The organism is Pseudoalteromonas rubra (assembly GCF_000238295.3).
Lineage (GTDB): Bacteria > Pseudomonadota > Gammaproteobacteria > Enterobacterales > Alteromonadaceae > Pseudoalteromonas > Pseudoalteromonas rubra.
On the sequence record NZ_AHCD03000040.1, the window covers coordinates 18,809 to 35,386 of the forward strand.

General features: G+C 46.2%; 11 protein-coding genes and 12 tRNA genes. 19 read left to right on the forward strand and 4 right to left on the reverse strand.

The genetic code is table 11. The features are described 5' to 3' along the window. Positions 1–43 precede the first annotated feature (43 nt). Both PRUB_RS19390 and PRUB_RS19395 read right to left on the reverse strand, forming a co-directional pair. Positions 44–931 (reverse strand): LysR family transcriptional regulator, encoded by an 888-nt coding sequence (locus PRUB_RS19390; protein ID WP_040645583.1) that lies wholly within the window; start codon positions 929–931, stop codon positions 44–46. A 525-nt stretch (positions 932–1,456) separates the two neighbouring features. After that, positions 1,457–3,856, reverse strand: coding sequence for an EAL domain-containing protein (locus PRUB_RS19395; RefSeq protein WP_010386471.1), 2,400 nt, complete (start codon positions 3,854–3,856; stop codon positions 1,457–1,459). A gap of 193 nt (positions 3,857–4,049) precedes the next feature. On the opposite strand from PRUB_RS19395, the gene pyrC reads away from it, so the two are divergent. Further along, entirely contained in the window at positions 4,050–5,087 is a 1,038-nt protein-coding gene (gene pyrC / locus PRUB_RS19400) for a dihydroorotase (protein ID WP_010386470.1), read from the forward strand. Positions 5,088–5,269: 182 nt separating this feature from the next. Here pyrC and PRUB_RS19405 read toward each other — a convergent pair whose 3' ends face one another. Then, positions 5,270–6,100: a substrate-binding periplasmic protein gene (locus tag PRUB_RS19405; RefSeq protein WP_010386469.1), complete on the reverse strand. Its 831-nt coding sequence runs from the start codon at positions 6,098–6,100 to the stop codon at positions 5,270–5,272. Positions 6,101–6,334: 234 nt separating this feature from the next. Here PRUB_RS19405 and PRUB_RS19410 point away from each other — a divergent pair, with 234 nt between their 5' ends. Then, positions 6,335–6,640: an FHA domain-containing protein gene (locus PRUB_RS19410; RefSeq protein WP_010386468.1), complete on the forward strand. Its 306-nt coding sequence runs from the start codon at positions 6,335–6,337 to the stop codon at positions 6,638–6,640. Positions 6,641–6,709: 69 nt separating this feature from the next. On the opposite strand, the gene folD is transcribed toward PRUB_RS19410, so the two are convergent. Beyond that, entirely contained in the window at positions 6,710–7,564 is an 855-nt protein-coding gene (gene folD, locus PRUB_RS19415) for a bifunctional methylenetetrahydrofolate dehydrogenase/methenyltetrahydrofolate cyclohydrolase FolD (RefSeq protein WP_010386467.1), read from the reverse strand. 395 nt (positions 7,565–7,959) lie between these two features. On the opposite strand from folD, the gene PRUB_RS19420 reads away from it, so the two are divergent. The 17 genes from PRUB_RS19420 (at position 7,960) to hupB (ending at position 16,326) form a co-directional block, all read left to right on the forward strand. Then, positions 7,960–8,036: transfer RNA gene (locus tag PRUB_RS19420), tRNA-Pro, on the forward strand. 20 nt (positions 8,037–8,056) lie between these two features. After that, positions 8,057–8,133 (forward strand) — tRNA-Pro (locus PRUB_RS19425). Between the two features lie 20 nt (positions 8,134–8,153). Continuing rightward, positions 8,154–8,230 (forward strand) — tRNA-Pro (locus PRUB_RS19430). A gap of 20 nt (positions 8,231–8,250) precedes the next feature. Continuing rightward, positions 8,251–8,327, forward strand: a tRNA-Pro gene (locus PRUB_RS19435). 20 nt (positions 8,328–8,347) lie between these two features. Then, positions 8,348–8,424: transfer RNA gene (locus tag PRUB_RS19440), tRNA-Pro, on the forward strand. 20 nt (positions 8,425–8,444) lie between these two features. Next, positions 8,445–8,521 (forward strand) — tRNA-Pro (locus tag PRUB_RS19445). Positions 8,522–8,541: 20 nt separating this feature from the next. Continuing rightward, positions 8,542–8,618, forward strand: a tRNA-Pro gene (locus PRUB_RS19450). Positions 8,619–8,638: 20 nt separating this feature from the next. Next, a tRNA-Pro gene (locus tag PRUB_RS19455) sits at positions 8,639–8,715 on the forward strand. 73 nt (positions 8,716–8,788) lie between these two features. After that, positions 8,789–8,865, forward strand: a tRNA-Arg gene (locus PRUB_RS19460). A gap of 22 nt (positions 8,866–8,887) precedes the next feature. Continuing rightward, positions 8,888–8,963: transfer RNA gene (locus tag PRUB_RS19465), tRNA-His, on the forward strand. A 19-nt stretch (positions 8,964–8,982) separates the two neighbouring features. Next, positions 8,983–9,059 (forward strand) — tRNA-Pro (locus tag PRUB_RS19470). A gap of 20 nt (positions 9,060–9,079) precedes the next feature. Continuing rightward, positions 9,080–9,156: transfer RNA gene (locus PRUB_RS19475), tRNA-Pro, on the forward strand. A 331-nt stretch (positions 9,157–9,487) separates the two neighbouring features. Beyond that, positions 9,488–10,795, forward strand: coding sequence for a trigger factor (gene tig / locus PRUB_RS19480; protein WP_010386466.1), 1,308 nt, complete (start codon positions 9,488–9,490; stop codon positions 10,793–10,795). Between the two features lie 279 nt (positions 10,796–11,074). Beyond that, on the forward strand, positions 11,075–11,692 hold the full coding sequence (gene clpP, locus PRUB_RS19485; protein ID WP_010386465.1) for an ATP-dependent Clp endopeptidase proteolytic subunit ClpP: 618 nt from the start codon (positions 11,075–11,077) through the stop codon (positions 11,690–11,692). Positions 11,693–11,835: 143 nt separating this feature from the next. After that, entirely contained in the window at positions 11,836–13,119 is a 1,284-nt protein-coding gene (gene clpX / locus PRUB_RS19490) for an ATP-dependent protease ATP-binding subunit ClpX (protein ID WP_010386464.1), read from the forward strand. Positions 13,120–13,465: 346 nt separating this feature from the next. After that, entirely contained in the window at positions 13,466–15,829 is a 2,364-nt protein-coding gene (gene lon / locus PRUB_RS19495; protein ID WP_010386463.1) for an endopeptidase La, read from the forward strand. Positions 15,830–16,053: 224 nt separating this feature from the next. Continuing rightward, a complete protein-coding gene (gene hupB, locus PRUB_RS19500; protein ID WP_010386462.1) occupies positions 16,054–16,326 on the forward strand; it encodes a nucleoid-associated protein HU-beta in 273 nt (90 codons plus the stop codon). Positions 16,327–16,578 lie beyond the last annotated feature (252 nt).

The following is a 16,578-nucleotide window of genomic DNA, read 5'->3' on the forward strand; positions in this document are numbered from 1 at the left end:
TATTGTCGGACAGTTGCGTAGTGTAAATCCGATTGATTACGGATTAACGACTCACAGATTGCTTGCAGGTGTTCAGAAAGTGCCGGTATACCGGGTTATCCTTCATGTTCTTTTTCATTGCTAAGTACATAGGACGGTTCAGGCCAAGTGCACCTAAAGGAATTGATTTGATCAGACCCTGGCTTTCATAGGGCGTAACCAGCCAGTCTGGCAGCGCCGCAACACCCATACCAGCACTGACCAGCTGAAATATCAGCAACCCTTGATCGACGGTTTTTAGGGTGCCGTCAAAGCGGGCGTTCTGGATAAAGTGTTTGAAAATATCCTGGCGCTCTTTGGGAATAGGATAAGAAATAATGGTTTCGTCTTTCAGATCAAGTGCCGTGACATAGGCTTTTTTAGCAAGCTCATGATCTGGGGCGACAATAAGCTTGAGCTTAAAATCGAAGATATGTGCATACTCAACTTGATCTGGTTCGCGAATGTCTGAGGTCAGAACCAGGTCAAGCTCATCGCTGAGGAGCTCCGGAATTGCGTCATAACTAAAGCCACGCTCGTAATCGACTTTGATGTCAGGCCAGAAATTATTAAATTCTTTAATCGTTGGCAGCAACCAATGGAAACAAGCATGGCATTCGACGCTGAGTCGTAGCTGTGAAATAGGTTGGTTCAGGCTTTCTTTGAGGCGACATTTAGTCGCTTCTACTTTAGGGAGTACATCATTTGCCAGTTCCAGCAAAAGCATTCCCTGAGGTGTAAATCGCACGGGTTGAGTCTTGCGTTCAAATAACTGACAATCCAATTTGTTTTCCAGGTCTTTAATCTGGTGAGAAAGTGCTGACTGAGTGAGGAATAACTCACGCGCTGTATTGACCAATGATCCGGTTTCTTTCAGGGTCGCTATGGTTTTTAAGTGCTTTATATCTATCATCATCAACAAATCTCATTCTAAACGTGAGTAAAACTCAGATTACACCCATATTACGCTGTGAACCCTAGCTATTCAACGTCTAGACGTCTATAAATCCAGCAGCGATTGACTTAATATTTACAAAATTACTATAGCATTATTTTTGACAGCGTTGTCATTCTTTATTTGACTTTTTTTTAAAAAAATACAATTTAATTTTACTCATGTTGTTTTTCGGAAGTGCCTGATGGGAAAATAATCACTCAAGCGTGATCTCTGCGTCATCTGATGACATCACAGGACTGTGCTGAGGCCTGGTGAATATCTAAAGTGGTGTGTCTTTTTGTCTCTGGCAGTCATACGTTTATCGTCTCACCAATGGAAGGGTGATTGGCTTTTGTTTGCCAGAGGCACAGGGCACCAACGCTTAACCTGAGTGGTAGATGTTACAAATCTGGAGAAGGCGGCATCGAAAATCTCAATGGCAGGGTAATTGGGCGTAAGTTACCCTGCGTTGATCTTGTCAGCATACCGTCGCCAGTTTCACTATGTCCTGTTGGGGACATGTTTTGTAGCAAGTTTGACCTGCTCCGATTGCAAAAAAGCCAGCGCCTGGTCTGCCTGTAGGGGGTGAGAAATTAAAAAGCCTTGCCCGTACTGGCAGGCTTTAGCACTGAGTGTCTGAAGTTGCTCATGTGTTTCGATCCCTTCGGCGACGACTTCCAGATCCAAAGATTTTGCCAGCGATAAAATGGCATCAACCAGTGGGTTGTCATGATCTGTGAGTTGCTGAATAAAACTTTTATCAATCTTAAGCACGTGAATAGGCAGCTGATGCAAGTAACCTAGCGCAGAGTATCCGGTACCAAAGTCATCAAGGTAGAGTTTCACCCCAAATGGGGATAGGCCTTGGATAACTTTTGTTGCCAGGTTAAGGTTTTCAATCAAGCCTGATTCGGTGATTTCGAGGCTGAGTGCGCCCTGATGCAGGCCATAGGTGCGATATAAATTGCCAATCTGTTCGACAAATTCCAGGCTGGCGAAATGGCGTGATGAGACATTCACAGTCAGGCTGATGTCCTCGATCCCAATACTCTGCCAATGGGCCACTTGTTTTGCAGCCAATTCGAGTAAGTGCAAATCAAGCTCTATGATCTGGCCGGTTTGCTCTGCAATCGGAATAAAGTCATCAGGCGTGACCAGGCCATTTTTGGGGTGGTGCCAGCGTACCAGGGATTCAAAGCTGATAACCCTGGGCTGGGTCAGTGTGAATATGGGCTGGTAATACAGCTCAAATTCTCCATTCTTAATACCATTTTGCAGATCGTTTTCTATGTCTGCCTGCTGCTTCAGTTTTTTACGCATCTCATTATTGAAATATCGGATCTGACTGCGCCCAGCCGACTTCGCTTCATACATGGCTGCATCAGCTTGTTGTAGTAGCGTGATGGCATTGTCTGAATCACTAGAGGTGAACGCCACACCTATACTGCTGGAGGCTTGCAGCAGGTGACCATCGATTTGGATTGGTTTAGCAATGGCGTTTGTGATCCGCTCCAGTGCTAACTCAACCTGTTGTTTGTCGCCTATATTTTCCATGAAAATGGCGAACTCATCGCCGCCCAGGCGTGCAAAGGTGTCCGTTTTTCGAATACAGGTCTGGATAAGGTCAACAATGGCCACGAGAAAATGGTCGCCAACATCATGTCCCAGTGCATCGTTAATGCTTTTGAACCTGTCTAAATCAAGATACAGAAGGCAGTGCTGACGTGCCGGTTTACTTCGTCCCAGAGATAAAATGGCATGCTTTATCCGCTCCAGCATCAAATAGCGATTAGCCAGACCGGTCAGGTCATCATGCAATGCGCGGTGCTCTAAGGCTTGGCGGGCAAGGCGTCTGTCTATGGCCATACTGAGCTGACGACTAATATAGGTCAAGATGGCTTTGTGGTGGCGACTAAATGCCCGATCGTTGTCGTAGCTTTGTAGCACAACGACACCCTGATATTGGTCATTTACCACAAAGGGTACGCCTAGCCAGGAGCGTGGTGAGCGGCCAACCATTTTAAAATTCTGCTTTTCAATGTGGCTCAGAAACTGCTGGTGGTCGCACAGCAAAGACTGCTGCTGTTTGATAATATAGTAAGAGGCGGTGTATTTTATCTGCTCTTTAGATACTCTCTGATGTGCACTGCATTTGACACCGGCTTCTATCAGATAATCAATCTCGAGCACATCCTGCTGGGTATCGTAGAGTCCAATAAAGCAGTTTTCAGCGGGGAGTTGTGAACAGATGATGCTGTACAGCTCATCATAAAAAGCGTCCAGGTTACGGGATTGATAAGTGATGTTGGCGATTTTTAGCAGGCACTTTTCCAGCTGCTGTGCTTCATGCAATTGCGTTACTGTGGCGGTCAGATGGTCCAGTGTTCTAACCTGATGAATTTTAGCACTGAGTAAATGTGCTACGGTTGACAGGATCTGCAAATGTGCCTGGGTAAAGTAGTCCGCTTCCGGGTGCTCACAGTCGATAACCCCCAGTAAGGTGTTTTCATAAACTAAAGGGACACATAGCTCAGAGAGAGCAGGTCGGGTGTCGGCAATATACATAGGCTCCAGGGCAACGTTACCCGAAAGGAAGGGTTGCTTAGTCCGTGCAACATGGCCTGTGATCCCGGCGGCAACGGGGATCCTTTGCTGGCTAACCTGGTGGCTGATGTCTTTATGTGCAACACCCATACTGGCGACGACATCGAGATATTCGCCAGCCGGGTCAGTGAGGTAAATTACACAATCTACAAACCCGAGGCGGCTGACCACCTGGCTGGTCACATAGTCAAAGAGTTCATCTAGGTGGGTTATCTGAAGCAGCGACGATGAAAACTGGTTAATGATGCTTAACTGTTCGGTTTTTGATTCTAGTTTTGTTTCTGACAGTATTGGCATGGCACGGGCCTGATTACTTAATCTGCGACTATGTTAACGCTCTTAAATCATGCGTTACAGTCAATGTTGCAATTTAATTGCTATTTACTGTAAACCTGATGACACTTTTACGACGCGGACTATTAGGCGTAAAAACTTTACTAACCTGCTGGCTCAGCCTATGATCGGGCAAATTCAGTAGTGGGAAAGAGCAATGACAAGTAAACAGACCTTAACAATCACTCGTCCGGACGATTGGCATGTTCATCTTCGTGATGGCGCTGTACTCGTTGACACTGTGCGCGATATCAGTCGTTATATGGGTCGGGCAATCATCATGCCAAATTTGGTACCACCTGCAACCTGTACACAGAGTGCATTGGCTTACCGGGAACGCATTTTGGCTGCACAGCCAAGCGGGCAGTTCGAGCCTCTGATGGTATTGTATTTGACTGATAACACCAGTGCTGAAGAGATCCGAGCGGCGAAAGCCAGTGGTCATATTGTTGCTGCAAAATTATACCCGGCAGGCGCAACAACCAATTCTGATTCAGGCGTAACCGACATTGAGAATATCTATCATATTCTGGAAGTTATGCAGGAAGTCGGTATGTTGCTGCTGGTACACGGTGAAGTCACGGATTCCTCGATTGATATTTTTGACCGCGAAAAAGTGTTTATTGAGACCAAGCTCAAAAAAGTGGTGGATGCATTTCCTAAGCTAAAAATTGTACTGGAGCATATTACGACGCAAGATGCGGTTGAGTTTGTAGAATCAGCGCCAGAGAATGTTGCTGCGACGATTACAGCGCATCACCTGCTGTACAACCGCAACCATATGCTGGCAGGTGGCATTCGCCCACATTATTACTGTTTGCCTATTTTAAAGCGTAATACCCATCAACAGGCGTTACTGCGCGCAGCAACCAGTGGCAGTAAAAAGTTCTTCCTGGGTACTGACTCAGCACCTCATGCGAAAGATAAGAAAGAGGCCGCGTGTGGATGTGCAGGGGCTTACACCGCACATGCCGCAATTGAGCTTTACGCTGAAGCATTTGAAGAAGCTGGAGCGCTGGACAAACTTGAGGGCTTTGCCAGTCACTTCGGTCCAGACTTTTACGGGTTACCTCGTAATACAGACACCATTACTTTAGAAAAGAGCAGCTGGCAGGTGCCGGACTCTTACCCACTGGGTGATACCCAGGTTGTACCAATTAAAGCTGGTGCCAGTATCGACTGGCAGGTAGTTTAAGACACAGTTATGAGGGCAGCCTGGCTGCCCTTTCTTTTGCGCTGTCACTTCTTACCGAGCGAAAAATAGGCACATTAATACTCGCCGCAATACGTGGACACCTATTTTCAGACTGCGATAGCTTAATCAGCAGGGGCTCGCATTGTGCGTGACTGGCGTCAAAAAAGACTGAGTTCGCATACTCATGGCGGCGAACTTTTTTGTAGTACGGTACTTAACGCCTCATCCATTTTCTCGATAAAGTCAGATTTAAACGGATATTGGCCTTCATATCCTTTAATGTAACCAATATGGGCGCTGCGACTGAGGACCACACGGTCTTCGACAAATGATTGCGCGGTTATACCAGGTAGCTGTTCTTGCAGCTCACTGATACCTATCAAAGTTGAGAGTCTGTCATTGATGTAGCAGTCGACTCTTTTTTTATACAGTTTGATGATATTTGCACGGGTGTTTTTGTTTTCCCAGACAACAACTCGTCCGGTTTTTCGTGCTTCTTTGAGTGCATCGTCAAGGATGAGGAAACCAGCATTCAACCCGATATTAATGGGTGCCTGCAGGTCACTACGTTGAGTGATGTTTTGCAACGTGATACCTGGGTTGCAAAATGCCACGACTTCTTCTTGTTTCAGCGCGACGGAGTAAGGCCAAATAAAGGGTCGGGTGTCACGGTGGATATAAGGGGGCATCAGTGCGAATGCTTCCCCATTTTCAAGCGCGGAGACACCTCTTTTCCACGGAATTGGGCGAAGCTCCACGAGGTAATCTTCTTTGATGAGCTTCGCAGCCTCTCGGATCAGTGTTGGGTATATGCCAACTAATTTACCTTCCTGAACATAAGAGTAGGGCGGGTAACTGTCATCGGCCAGTATGGTGACGCTTACCGGGCTGGTGGCACGCACCATAAAACAAGCAAACAAGCCCAAAATACATATCAATAGCTTTACCAGGTGATCACCAGAATCGCTGCTATCTTGATTTTTGCACTGTCTTGCATTTACTACTCCTGACACTGCTGTATTTCCTGTAGGAGACCCTAGTATAACTGTAGATAAGATCTGTTCAGATGTCAGCATTGGATCCGAAGGTACACTTGTTTTGGTTAAAAAACCAGCAATGTAAGGTCGCGTAATGTCATCATTATAACCCAAGGATTACAATCTCATGCTCAGAAGTAGAGTATTTCTTCCTCCTGAGATACGCACGATAGCAAGATTCGACGTCAGGACACTCAGATAGGCACAGGCATGGCACATCTTTTATTAGCGCAAACCAATGATCACATTCTTCTTAATTCAAATCACCGCTTTGGTCGTGCAGAGGATGAGGTTGACACTCAGGTGTTAGGAGTAGAAATCTCACGCCATCATGCCGTTATTGTCTGGACGGGGGAGCAATGGACACTTCGTGATACCAGCAAAAATGGGGTGTTTGTAAACCAAAATAGAATCGTGCCAGAAACGGAAAGGGTGTTGAGTCTAGGGGATGTGATTACTTTTTCAGAGCTCCACCCACATAGCTATATTGTGAGCTCACTGACACCGCCGGAATAACGGGCTCTGCGGTTGGTATTCTAACAAGAGGGATTAAGCAGGTGTCATGAACACCTGCTTCGAACACGATTAGCTATGATAATTTTCGCATGCTTCGAGCGTGTTCTCGATGAGGCTTGCGACGGTCATTGGTCCCACACCGCCAGGTACGGGCGTAATGAAGCTAGCTCGTTGTGCAGCAACGTCATACTGTACATCACCTACCAGTTTGCCTGACTCCAACCGGTTAATGCCCACATCAATGACCATTGCGCCTTCTTTGATCCAGTCGCCAGGAATGAACTCAGGTTTGCCTACAGCAACGACCAGCAGATCGGCCCGGCGTACATGTGCTTCAAGGTCTTGGGTAAATTTATGACAAACGGTCGTCGTACAACCTGCCAGCAACAGCTCCAGTGACATTGGTCGACCAACGATGTTTGATGCGCCAACAACAACAGCATGCATGCCTTTATATCTGACACCGGTTGAGTCCAGCAACGTAATTATCCCTTTTGGCGTACAAGGGCGTAACGCGGGCATACGCTGCGCTAGTCGTCCAACATTATAGGGATGGAAACCATCAACGTCTTTGTGTGGGTGGATACGTTCCAGTACTTTCTCGGCATCCAGTCCGTCAGGCAATGGCAATTGGACCAGGATACCATCAACGTTTGGATCCTGATTGAGCGCGTCCACCAACTCCAGTAATTGCGCTTCACTTGTGTCTGCGGGTAGATCATATGACTTAGATACGAAGCCTACTTCTTCACACGCTTTGCGCTTTGAGCCTACGTATACCTGGCTGGCGGGGTCCTGGCCAACCAGCACAACTGCTAGTCCTGGCGCTCTGAGGCCCTGATTGATCCGCGTTGCAACGCGGTTGGCTACGGTATTGCGTACTTGTTTCGCAATGACTTTACCGTCGATGATGTTTGCCGTCATGACTGACCTTTAAATTTAAGGGTTAATTACTTGAACGATTATAGAGTGTATTAAAGGGGGTACTCTATTTTATAGGGGATCACTGAGTCATCTGTATCAGCGTGAGGGCTTGCTCAGGACTGAGTACTGAAAAACTTATGAAGCCGGCTACTATTTTCGCAAAAATCCCCCAAATAGCCAAGCTGGATCCGACACCGGGTAACTTTATTCTCTCAGTGAAAGGCAAAATTGCTGAAAAACCAGTCTTCTTGTTATATAAATTAAACGTTTTGGAGTAAAAATAGTCAGTTGGCATGATTTTAAAAAAAAATGTTTGACCTCATCCGGGCAAATCACTATTATGCACCCCGTTGTCAACGAGGGGCTCGCAAGAGAAACTCTGAAAATAACACACTCGGCGATTAGCGCAGCTTGGTAGCGCACTTGGTTTGGGTCCAAGGGGTCGCAGGTTCAAATCCTGCATCGCCGACCACTTTCAAAAATTTATACATTCGGCGATTAGCGCAGCTTGGTAGCGCACTTGGTTTGGGTCCAAGGGGTCGCAGGTTCAAATCCTGCATCGCCGACCACTTTCAAAAATTTATACATTCGGCGATTAGCGCAGCTTGGTAGCGCACTTGGTTTGGGTCCAAGGGGTCGCAGGTTCAAATCCTGCATCGCCGACCACTTTCAAAAATTTATACATTCGGCGATTAGCGCAGCTTGGTAGCGCACTTGGTTTGGGTCCAAGGGGTCGCAGGTTCAAATCCTGCATCGCCGACCACTTTCAAAAATTTATACATTCGGCGATTAGCGCAGCTTGGTAGCGCACTTGGTTTGGGTCCAAGGGGTCGCAGGTTCAAATCCTGCATCGCCGACCACTTTCAAAAATTTATACATTCGGCGATTAGCGCAGCTTGGTAGCGCACTTGGTTTGGGTCCAAGGGGTCGCAGGTTCAAATCCTGCATCGCCGACCACTTTCAAAAATTTATACATTCGGCGATTAGCGCAGCTTGGTAGCGCACTTGGTTTGGGTCCAAGGGGTCGCAGGTTCAAATCCTGCATCGCCGACCACTTTCAAAAATTTATACATTCGGCGATTAGCGCAGCTTGGTAGCGCACTTGGTTTGGGTCCAAGGGGTCGCAGGTTCAAATCCTGCATCGCCGACCACTTTCTTTTTATCTTAAGAAGAAAGTAAATCAACGAAAGTTGGTGGTATGCACGAAGAAGCATTCTTTGCGCCGCGCCCGTAGCTCAGTTGGATAGAGCAACGGCCTTCTAAGCCGTCGGTCGAAGGTTCGAATCCTTCCGGGTGCGCCATTTTAAAATCCACATTGTAGTGGCGGCTGTAGCTCAGTTGGTAGAGCCCCGGATTGTGATTCCGGTTGTCGCGAGTTCAAGCCTCGTCAGTCGCCCCATCTACAAAACCTATATGTTCGGCGATTAGCGCAGCTTGGTAGCGCACTTGGTTTGGGTCCAAGGGGTCGCAGGTTCAAATCCTGCATCGCCGACCACTTTCAAAAATTTATACATTCGGCGATTAGCGCAGCTTGGTAGCGCACTTGGTTTGGGTCCAAGGGGTCGCAGGTTCAAATCCTGCATCGCCGACCATCTCTTCTTTCCTTTATTTTCCTAATACTGTTTTATCTCTCTACTTTTGTCCTTAGTAACATCAATTATTTGCCGTGATTGCTCGACTCTCCCGTTTTATAGGTTATAATGCCGCGTCTATTATTTAACATAGCGCCCTGTCTGGGCAGGCAGCAAGTCAGACAGAGATCAGCACTGGTTTTTAAACACCAAATGTTGGGATGTTTTAACGGTGATATGCTTAATCGATATTGAGCAAATATGATGGTCTGCTGTCATCTGATCTGATAAAAAGTCGACTTGTTTGTAAGGAAGGCGCGTAGTCGCCAAAAATGAAAATTGAGGTTATATCATGCAAGTTTCTGTTGAGACGACTCAAGGTCTTGAGCGCCGTCTGACTATCACAGTTCCAGCTGAGAACGTTGAGACTGAAGTAAAAAAACGCTTACAACAACTGGCTAAAACACAGCGTATCGACGGCTTCCGTCCGGGTAAAGTACCAGTTTCTGTTATCAAAAAGCGCTACGGTGCTGCTGTGATGCAAGAAGTTGCTGGTGAGTTGATGCAACGCAACTACATCGAAGCAATTGTTTCTGAAAAGATCAACCCTGCTGGCGCGCCTACTTTTGCTCCTAAGTCACTGGAAGTGGGTAAGGACCTGGAGTTTGATGCGACTTTTGAAGTTTACCCAGAAGTTGAACTGAAAGATCTTGAAAAGATTTCAGTAGAGAAGCCTGTTGTTGACGTAACAGAAGATGATCTGGCAAACATGCTGGAAACTCTGCGTAAGCAACACGCTAGCTGGACTGAAAGCGATGCAGTAGCGGGTGAGAAAGACCGTGTAACAATCGACTTCCTGGGTACAGTTGAAGGCGAAGAGTTCGAAGGCGGTAAAGCAGAAGACTTCCCACTTGAACTTGGTCAAGGTCGCATGATCCCTGGTTTCGAAGATGGCATCATCGGTAAGAAAGCAGGCGAAGAAGTCGTTGCAGACGTTACTTTCCCTGAAGAATATCACGCTGAAAACCTGAAAGGTAAAGCTGCACAGTTCAAAATCACTGTGAAGAAAGTTGAAGTTCAGGAACTACCAGAGCTAACTGACGAGTTCGCAACTAAATTCGGTGTTGCTGAAGGCGGCGTTGATGCACTGAAAGAAGAAGTGAAGAAAAACATGACGCGTGAACTTGGTCAGGCTGTGAAAGCTCAGATCAAAGATCAAGCGATCAAAGGTTTGCTAGAGACTAACGAAGTAGAAGTGCCAAAAGCACTTATCGACCAAGAAATCGATGCACTTCGTCAGCAAGCAGCACAACGTTTTGGCGGCGACGCGAAGAACATGCCTGAGCTACCAGCTGAGCTGTTCCATGAGCAAGCTGTAACACGTGTTAAAACTGGCCTTCTGTTAGGTGAAGTGATCAAAGCAAATGAGATCACAGTAGATGATGCAAAAGTTGAAGAGCTAATCGAAACTGTTGCTTCTGCTTATGAAGATCCAAGCGAAGTAGTTGCATACTACAAAGGCAATGATCAGTTGATGCAGCAAATGCGCAACGTAGCAATGGAAGAGCAAGCTGTAGATGCAATTCTGGCAGCTGCTGAGGTTGCTGATGTTGAGAAGTCTTTTGACGACATCATGAACCCACAACAGGCTGCTCAGTAAGCACTTTTGATCTCGTCAAAGACGAAATCATTGACTTACTGTTAAGCTAACGTTTAAATGGCTCGTATTGCTCTGTGTTTTGCAGTGCTGCGAGCCATTTTTGTTTTATTTGCTCAAAGCAACACGGTTGTGCGTATACTTTTGTTTATCAGCATCTTTTGTATAAACTTACGTCTATAAACTTCTTGTCACTTGAGTAAACAAATCGTGCTTGTCCTTTGTATGAGACAGGCGGCCAGGTTTTGCAGTGCACTTCCCTGTTTATAAGGAATCTATAAAATGAATGACGGTATGTTTGATCCTCTAAACGCATTAGTCCCTATGGTTGTTGAACAAACAGCGAAGGGTGAGCGTTCTTATGACATCTATTCTCGTTTGCTTAAAGAGCGGATCATCTTCCTGACCGGTCAGGTTGAGGACCATATGGCAAACCTGATCGTTGCTCAGCTGCTGTTCTTGGAATCAGAAAGCCCTGAAAAAGACATTTACCTATACATCAACTCACCTGGTGGCTCGGTGACCGCGGGTATGTCTATTTACGACACGATGAACTTCATCAAACCAGACGTCAGCACTGTGTGTGTTGGTCAGGCAGCCAGTATGGGTGCCTTCTTACTTTCTGGTGGTGCTAAAGGCAAACGTTACTGCCTGCCAAACTCCCGCGTCATGATCCATCAACCTTTGGGTGGTTTCCAGGGGCAGGCGTCGGACTTTGAGATCCATGCAAAAGAAATTCTGACGATTAAAGAAAAACTGAATCGTTTGATGGCTGAACATACAGGCCAACCTTATGATGTGATCGCGAACGACACTGACCGCGACAACTTTATGAATGCAGAGCAAGCCGTGGACTACGGTTTGGTTGATGCCGTTCATAGCAGCAGAAATATCAAGTAATCTGTATTGGGCTGGCGTGTTTCTGAACTCTGTTAGATAAATGCATCTGGCCCGGCTATACCAAAGGCAAAATTCTTTGGTATAGTTAAAACATGTATTGTGTTATCGAAGTAGATAACTGACCAAATTTAAGAGGTAGCTGAATGTCAGACACTCCTACAGACGGCGACAAGAATAGTAAGCTCTTATACTGCTCATTTTGTGGTAAGAGCCAACATGAAGTACGCAAGTTGATCGCTGGACCGTCAGTGTACATTTGTGATGAATGCGTCGAACTGTGTAACGACATCATTAGAGAAGAAATCAAGGATATAGCGCCGCAACATGATTCGTCTGATAAATTGCCGGTACCAAGAGAAATCCGCAATCACCTTGATGACTACGTGATTGGCCAGGAGCACGCGAAAAAAGTGCTCTCAGTTGCTGTTTATAACCATTACAAGCGACTGAAAAATCAAGGCTTAAAAGGCGATGTTGAGCTTGGTAAGAGTAACATCCTGCTAATCGGTCCAACAGGTAGTGGTAAAACACTACTTGCAGAAACACTGGCACGCTTACTGGATGTGCCTTTTACGATGGCTGATGCAACCACATTAACTGAAGCCGGTTATGTGGGTGAGGATGTCGAGAATATTATCCAGAAGCTTTTACAGAAGTGTGACTACGACGTAGAAAAAGCTCAGCGTGGTATCGTATACATCGATGAAATCGACAAAATTTCGCGTAAGTCGGATAACCCATCCATCACGCGTGACGTGTCTGGTGAAGGCGTGCAACAGGCGCTACTAAAACTCATCGAAGGCACTGTCGCTTCGGTACCGCCACAAGGCGGACGTAAGCATCCTCAACAAGAGTTTTTGCAAGTAGACACATCGAAAATCCTGTTTATTTGTGGTGGTGCCTTTGCCGGTCTGGACAAAGTCATCGAACAACGTAGCCATACCAACACGGGTATTGGTTTTGGTGCTCAGGTTAAGTCATCCGATAGCGAACGTTCTTTAAGCGAAACATTCAAAGATGTTGAGCCTGAAGATCTGGTCAAGTATGGTCTGATCCCTGAGTTTATCGGCCGACTACCAGTTGTTGCGACCTTAGCTGAACTCGATGAAGATGCACTCATTCAAATCCTCAATGAGCCTAAAAACGCGCTGACCAAGCAATATGGTGCGTTGTTCAAAATGGAAGGGGTTGAACTTGAGTTCCGAGAAGATGCTCTGAGAGCCATCGCGCACAAGGCTATGGAAAGAAAAACGGGTGCCCGTGGACTACGCTCTATTGTTGAGGGCGTGTTGCTGGACACCATGTATGACCTGCCTTCAATAGAAGATGTAAGTAAAGTTGTGGTAGACGAAACCGTCATTAAAGGTGAGTCTGACCCAATTTTAATATACGAAAATAACAGTCAGGATAAAGCTGCGTCAGAATGACGACCCGGTTTTATCGCAAAAAGGAGCCTCAGGCTCCTTTTTTTGTCTACAGTTTAGTTGTACCAGCAATCTATAATACCAATTTCACTTAATACCTGTTCAATTTGACGGAGCAAATATGACGCTAACAGCGTTAAAAATTTCTTATTTAGAACAACTAAATAGCAAAATTTTTGCCTTGTTATCGAGCCCGTTTTCTTGCCTCAAAATGGAACACTTAATTAAGCAAATTGGTATAAACTCAAACTAGAAATTGATATGGATTGGTATATAGGTTGAACTTTTTGAAGGCAATCCCCATATACTTCCCTAATCCTTGAAACTAATGAAGTGCGAAGAGAATATAATGACGCTTGAGAGAATGGATCGAGTCGAGATACCCGTATTGGCACTGCGTGATGTGGTCGTATACCCTCATATGGTGATCCCGCTGTTTGTAGGCAGAGAAAAATCAATAAAATGCCTTGAAGCAGCGATGGAAAATGACAAGCAAATTTTTTTGGTGGCGCAAAAAGAAGCGTCAATTGATGACCCCGACACGGATGACATTTATCAGGTCGGTACTGTCGCCACTGTGCTGCAATTGCTGAAGCTGCCTGATGGTACGGTTAAAGTGCTGGTTGAAGGTACCCAGCGAGCCAAAATCGAACGATTTTTGGTGACAGATGATTACTTCCTGGCTGAAGCACAGTTTATTGCCTCTGAGAACATTGAAGGTCCTGAGCAGGATATCTTTATCCGCAGTGCCATCAGTCAGTTTGAAGGGTATGTAAAGCTCAACAAGAAGATCCCACCAGAAGTACTGACTTCTGTTTCCGGCATTGATGAAACTGCACGCCTTGCGGACACAATGGCGGCGCATATGCCGATTAAAGTACCAGAGAAACAAAAGGTACTTGAGCTGTACAACGTCACCGACCGCTTAGAATATCTCATGGCCCTGATGGAGGGTGAGATTGACCTGCTTCAGGTCGAGAAAAAGATCCGCTCGCGGGTCAAAAAGCAGATGGAAAAGTCTCAGCGCGAGTACTATCTCAATGAACAAATGAAAGCCATCCAGAAAGAGCTGGGTGAGCTGGATGATGTGCCTGATGAATTTGAAGCGCTGAAAAAGCGTATCTCGGAAGCACAGATGCCCAAAGAGGCGGAAGAAAAGGCAACCTCTGAGCTAAATAAGCTGAAGATGATGTCACCTATGTCGGCCGAGGCAACTGTGGTGCGTTCTTATATCGATACACTGATTGGCGTCCCCTGGAAAAAGCGTTCTAAAGTTAAGAAAGACTTGGCCAATGCCCAAAAGATCCTGGATGCTGACCACTATGGTCTGGAAAAAGTTAAAGAGCGCATTATCGAGTATTTGGCAGTTCAGCAACGGACAAACAAGCTGAAAGGGCCAATTTTGTGTCTTGTGGGACCGCCTGGGGTTGGTAAAACCAGTTTGGGGCAATCTATCGCACGTTCAACAGGGCGTAAATATGTACGCATGGCGTTGGGTGGCGTACGTGATGAAGCCGAGATACGGGGCCACAGACGTACTTATATCGGCTCAATGCCGGGTAAGCTTATCCAGAGTATGACCAAAGTGGGTGTTAAGAACCCGTTGTTCCTGCTAGATGAAATCGACAAGATGTCTTCGGATATGCGCGGTGATCCGGCTTCAGCTTTATTAGAAGTGCTCGATCCGGAGCAAAACAGCAGTTTTGCTGATCACTATTTGGAAGTTGAGTATGATCTATCGGATGTGATGTTTGTTGCTACGTCCAATAGCTTCAATATCCCGGGTCCATTGCTTGACCGTATGGAAGTGATCCGCTTGTCGGGTTATACCGAAGACGAAAAGCTCAACATCTCAAAGCAGCATTTGATCCCGAAGCAAATCAAGCGTAACGGATTGAAGGAGCATGAGATTGAGATTGAAGACAGTGCCATCATTGATACTATCCGCTACTACACACGAGAAGCGGGTGTCCGTAACCTTGAGCGCGAGCTGTCCAAATTGTGTCGCAAAGCCGTTAAGAGTATTTTGCTGAGCAAGTCAAAAGACAAGGTTGTGATCAATGCTGAAAATCTGGAAAGCTATCTGGGTGTGCAGCGTTTTGATTACGGTAAGGCCGAAGATGGTGACCGTGTTGGTTTGGTTACAGGATTGGCCTGGACTGAAGTAGGTGGTGACTTACTGACCATCGAATGTGCGGCAGTGCCTGGTAAGGGCAAGCTGGCGTATACAGGGTCTTTGGGTGATGTAATGCAGGAGTCGATCCAGGCGGCCATGACTGTGGTACGCAATCGCGCTGAAAAGCTGCGGATCAATGGCGATTTCTACGAAAAGCGTGATATTCATGTTCATGTGCCTGAGGGTGCAACGCCGAAAGATGGTCCAAGTGCAGGTATTGCCATGGTCACAGCGTTGGTTTCAAGCTTAACGGGTAACCCGGTGCGCAGTGATGTCGCAATGACAGGTGAAATCACCTTACGTGGCGAAGTACTGCCGATTGGTGGGCTTAAAGAGAAGTTGCTTGCAGCGCACCGTGGTGGCATCAAAACCGTCGTCATTCCGAAGAAGAATGAGCGTGACCTTAAAGAGATCCCGCAGAATGTTCTGGAAGGCCTTGAAATCCACCCTGTGAGCTGGATTGACGATGTTTTATCTCTGGCACTCGCTCATCCAGTAGACAGTTTTACGGTTGAGTCGCAAAAGTCGGTTGGCTAAAGCAGAAAAAGTATATAAAAGTGCGTAAAAAGGGTTTTCAAATCTACATGGTATGCTAACTTAAGCACTGTATTAGCCTGGTAGCCCACAACCCCCGTGGTTACTAGGCTTTGAGACATTAGATGAAATAGAGAATCGTCAGATTTCTCTGAGTTAACTACAAAAGTGATGTTAGTGGTAAGCCCTCATCGCTCTTGATAATAACAATGTAAGAGGATGATATTGTGAATAAATCTCAATTAATCGATCAAATCGCAGCTGATGCTGATATTTCTAAAGCGGCTGCTGGTCGTGCTCTGGATTCATTCATTGAGTCAGTAACTGGTGCGCTAAAAGACGGTGACTCAGTTGCCCTAGTCGGTTTTGGTACTTTCTCAGTGCGTGAGCGCGCAGCACGTACGGGTCGTAACCCACAAACTGGTGCGGCAATCGAAATCGCTGCAGCTAACATCCCATCTTTCAAAGCCGGTAAAGCTTTGAAAGACGCGGTAAACTAAGCAGATTTCGCTCAGTCTGCCCAACGACCTATGTTAAAATAGTGTGATTGGGCCAGATAAGCTTCAAGATAAAAAGCGTATCTGCTAAGATACGCTTTTTTTATATCAGCTGGATAATGCCGTATATTGGCGAGGCTAATGGAGATGAAGCTAAGCGTGATACATCACATACGCGCTTCGATAGTCTGCACATAGATGCTTGCAATCGCCGCGCTTATCCATATTAATAGGTACAGAGACAGGACGCTGGTG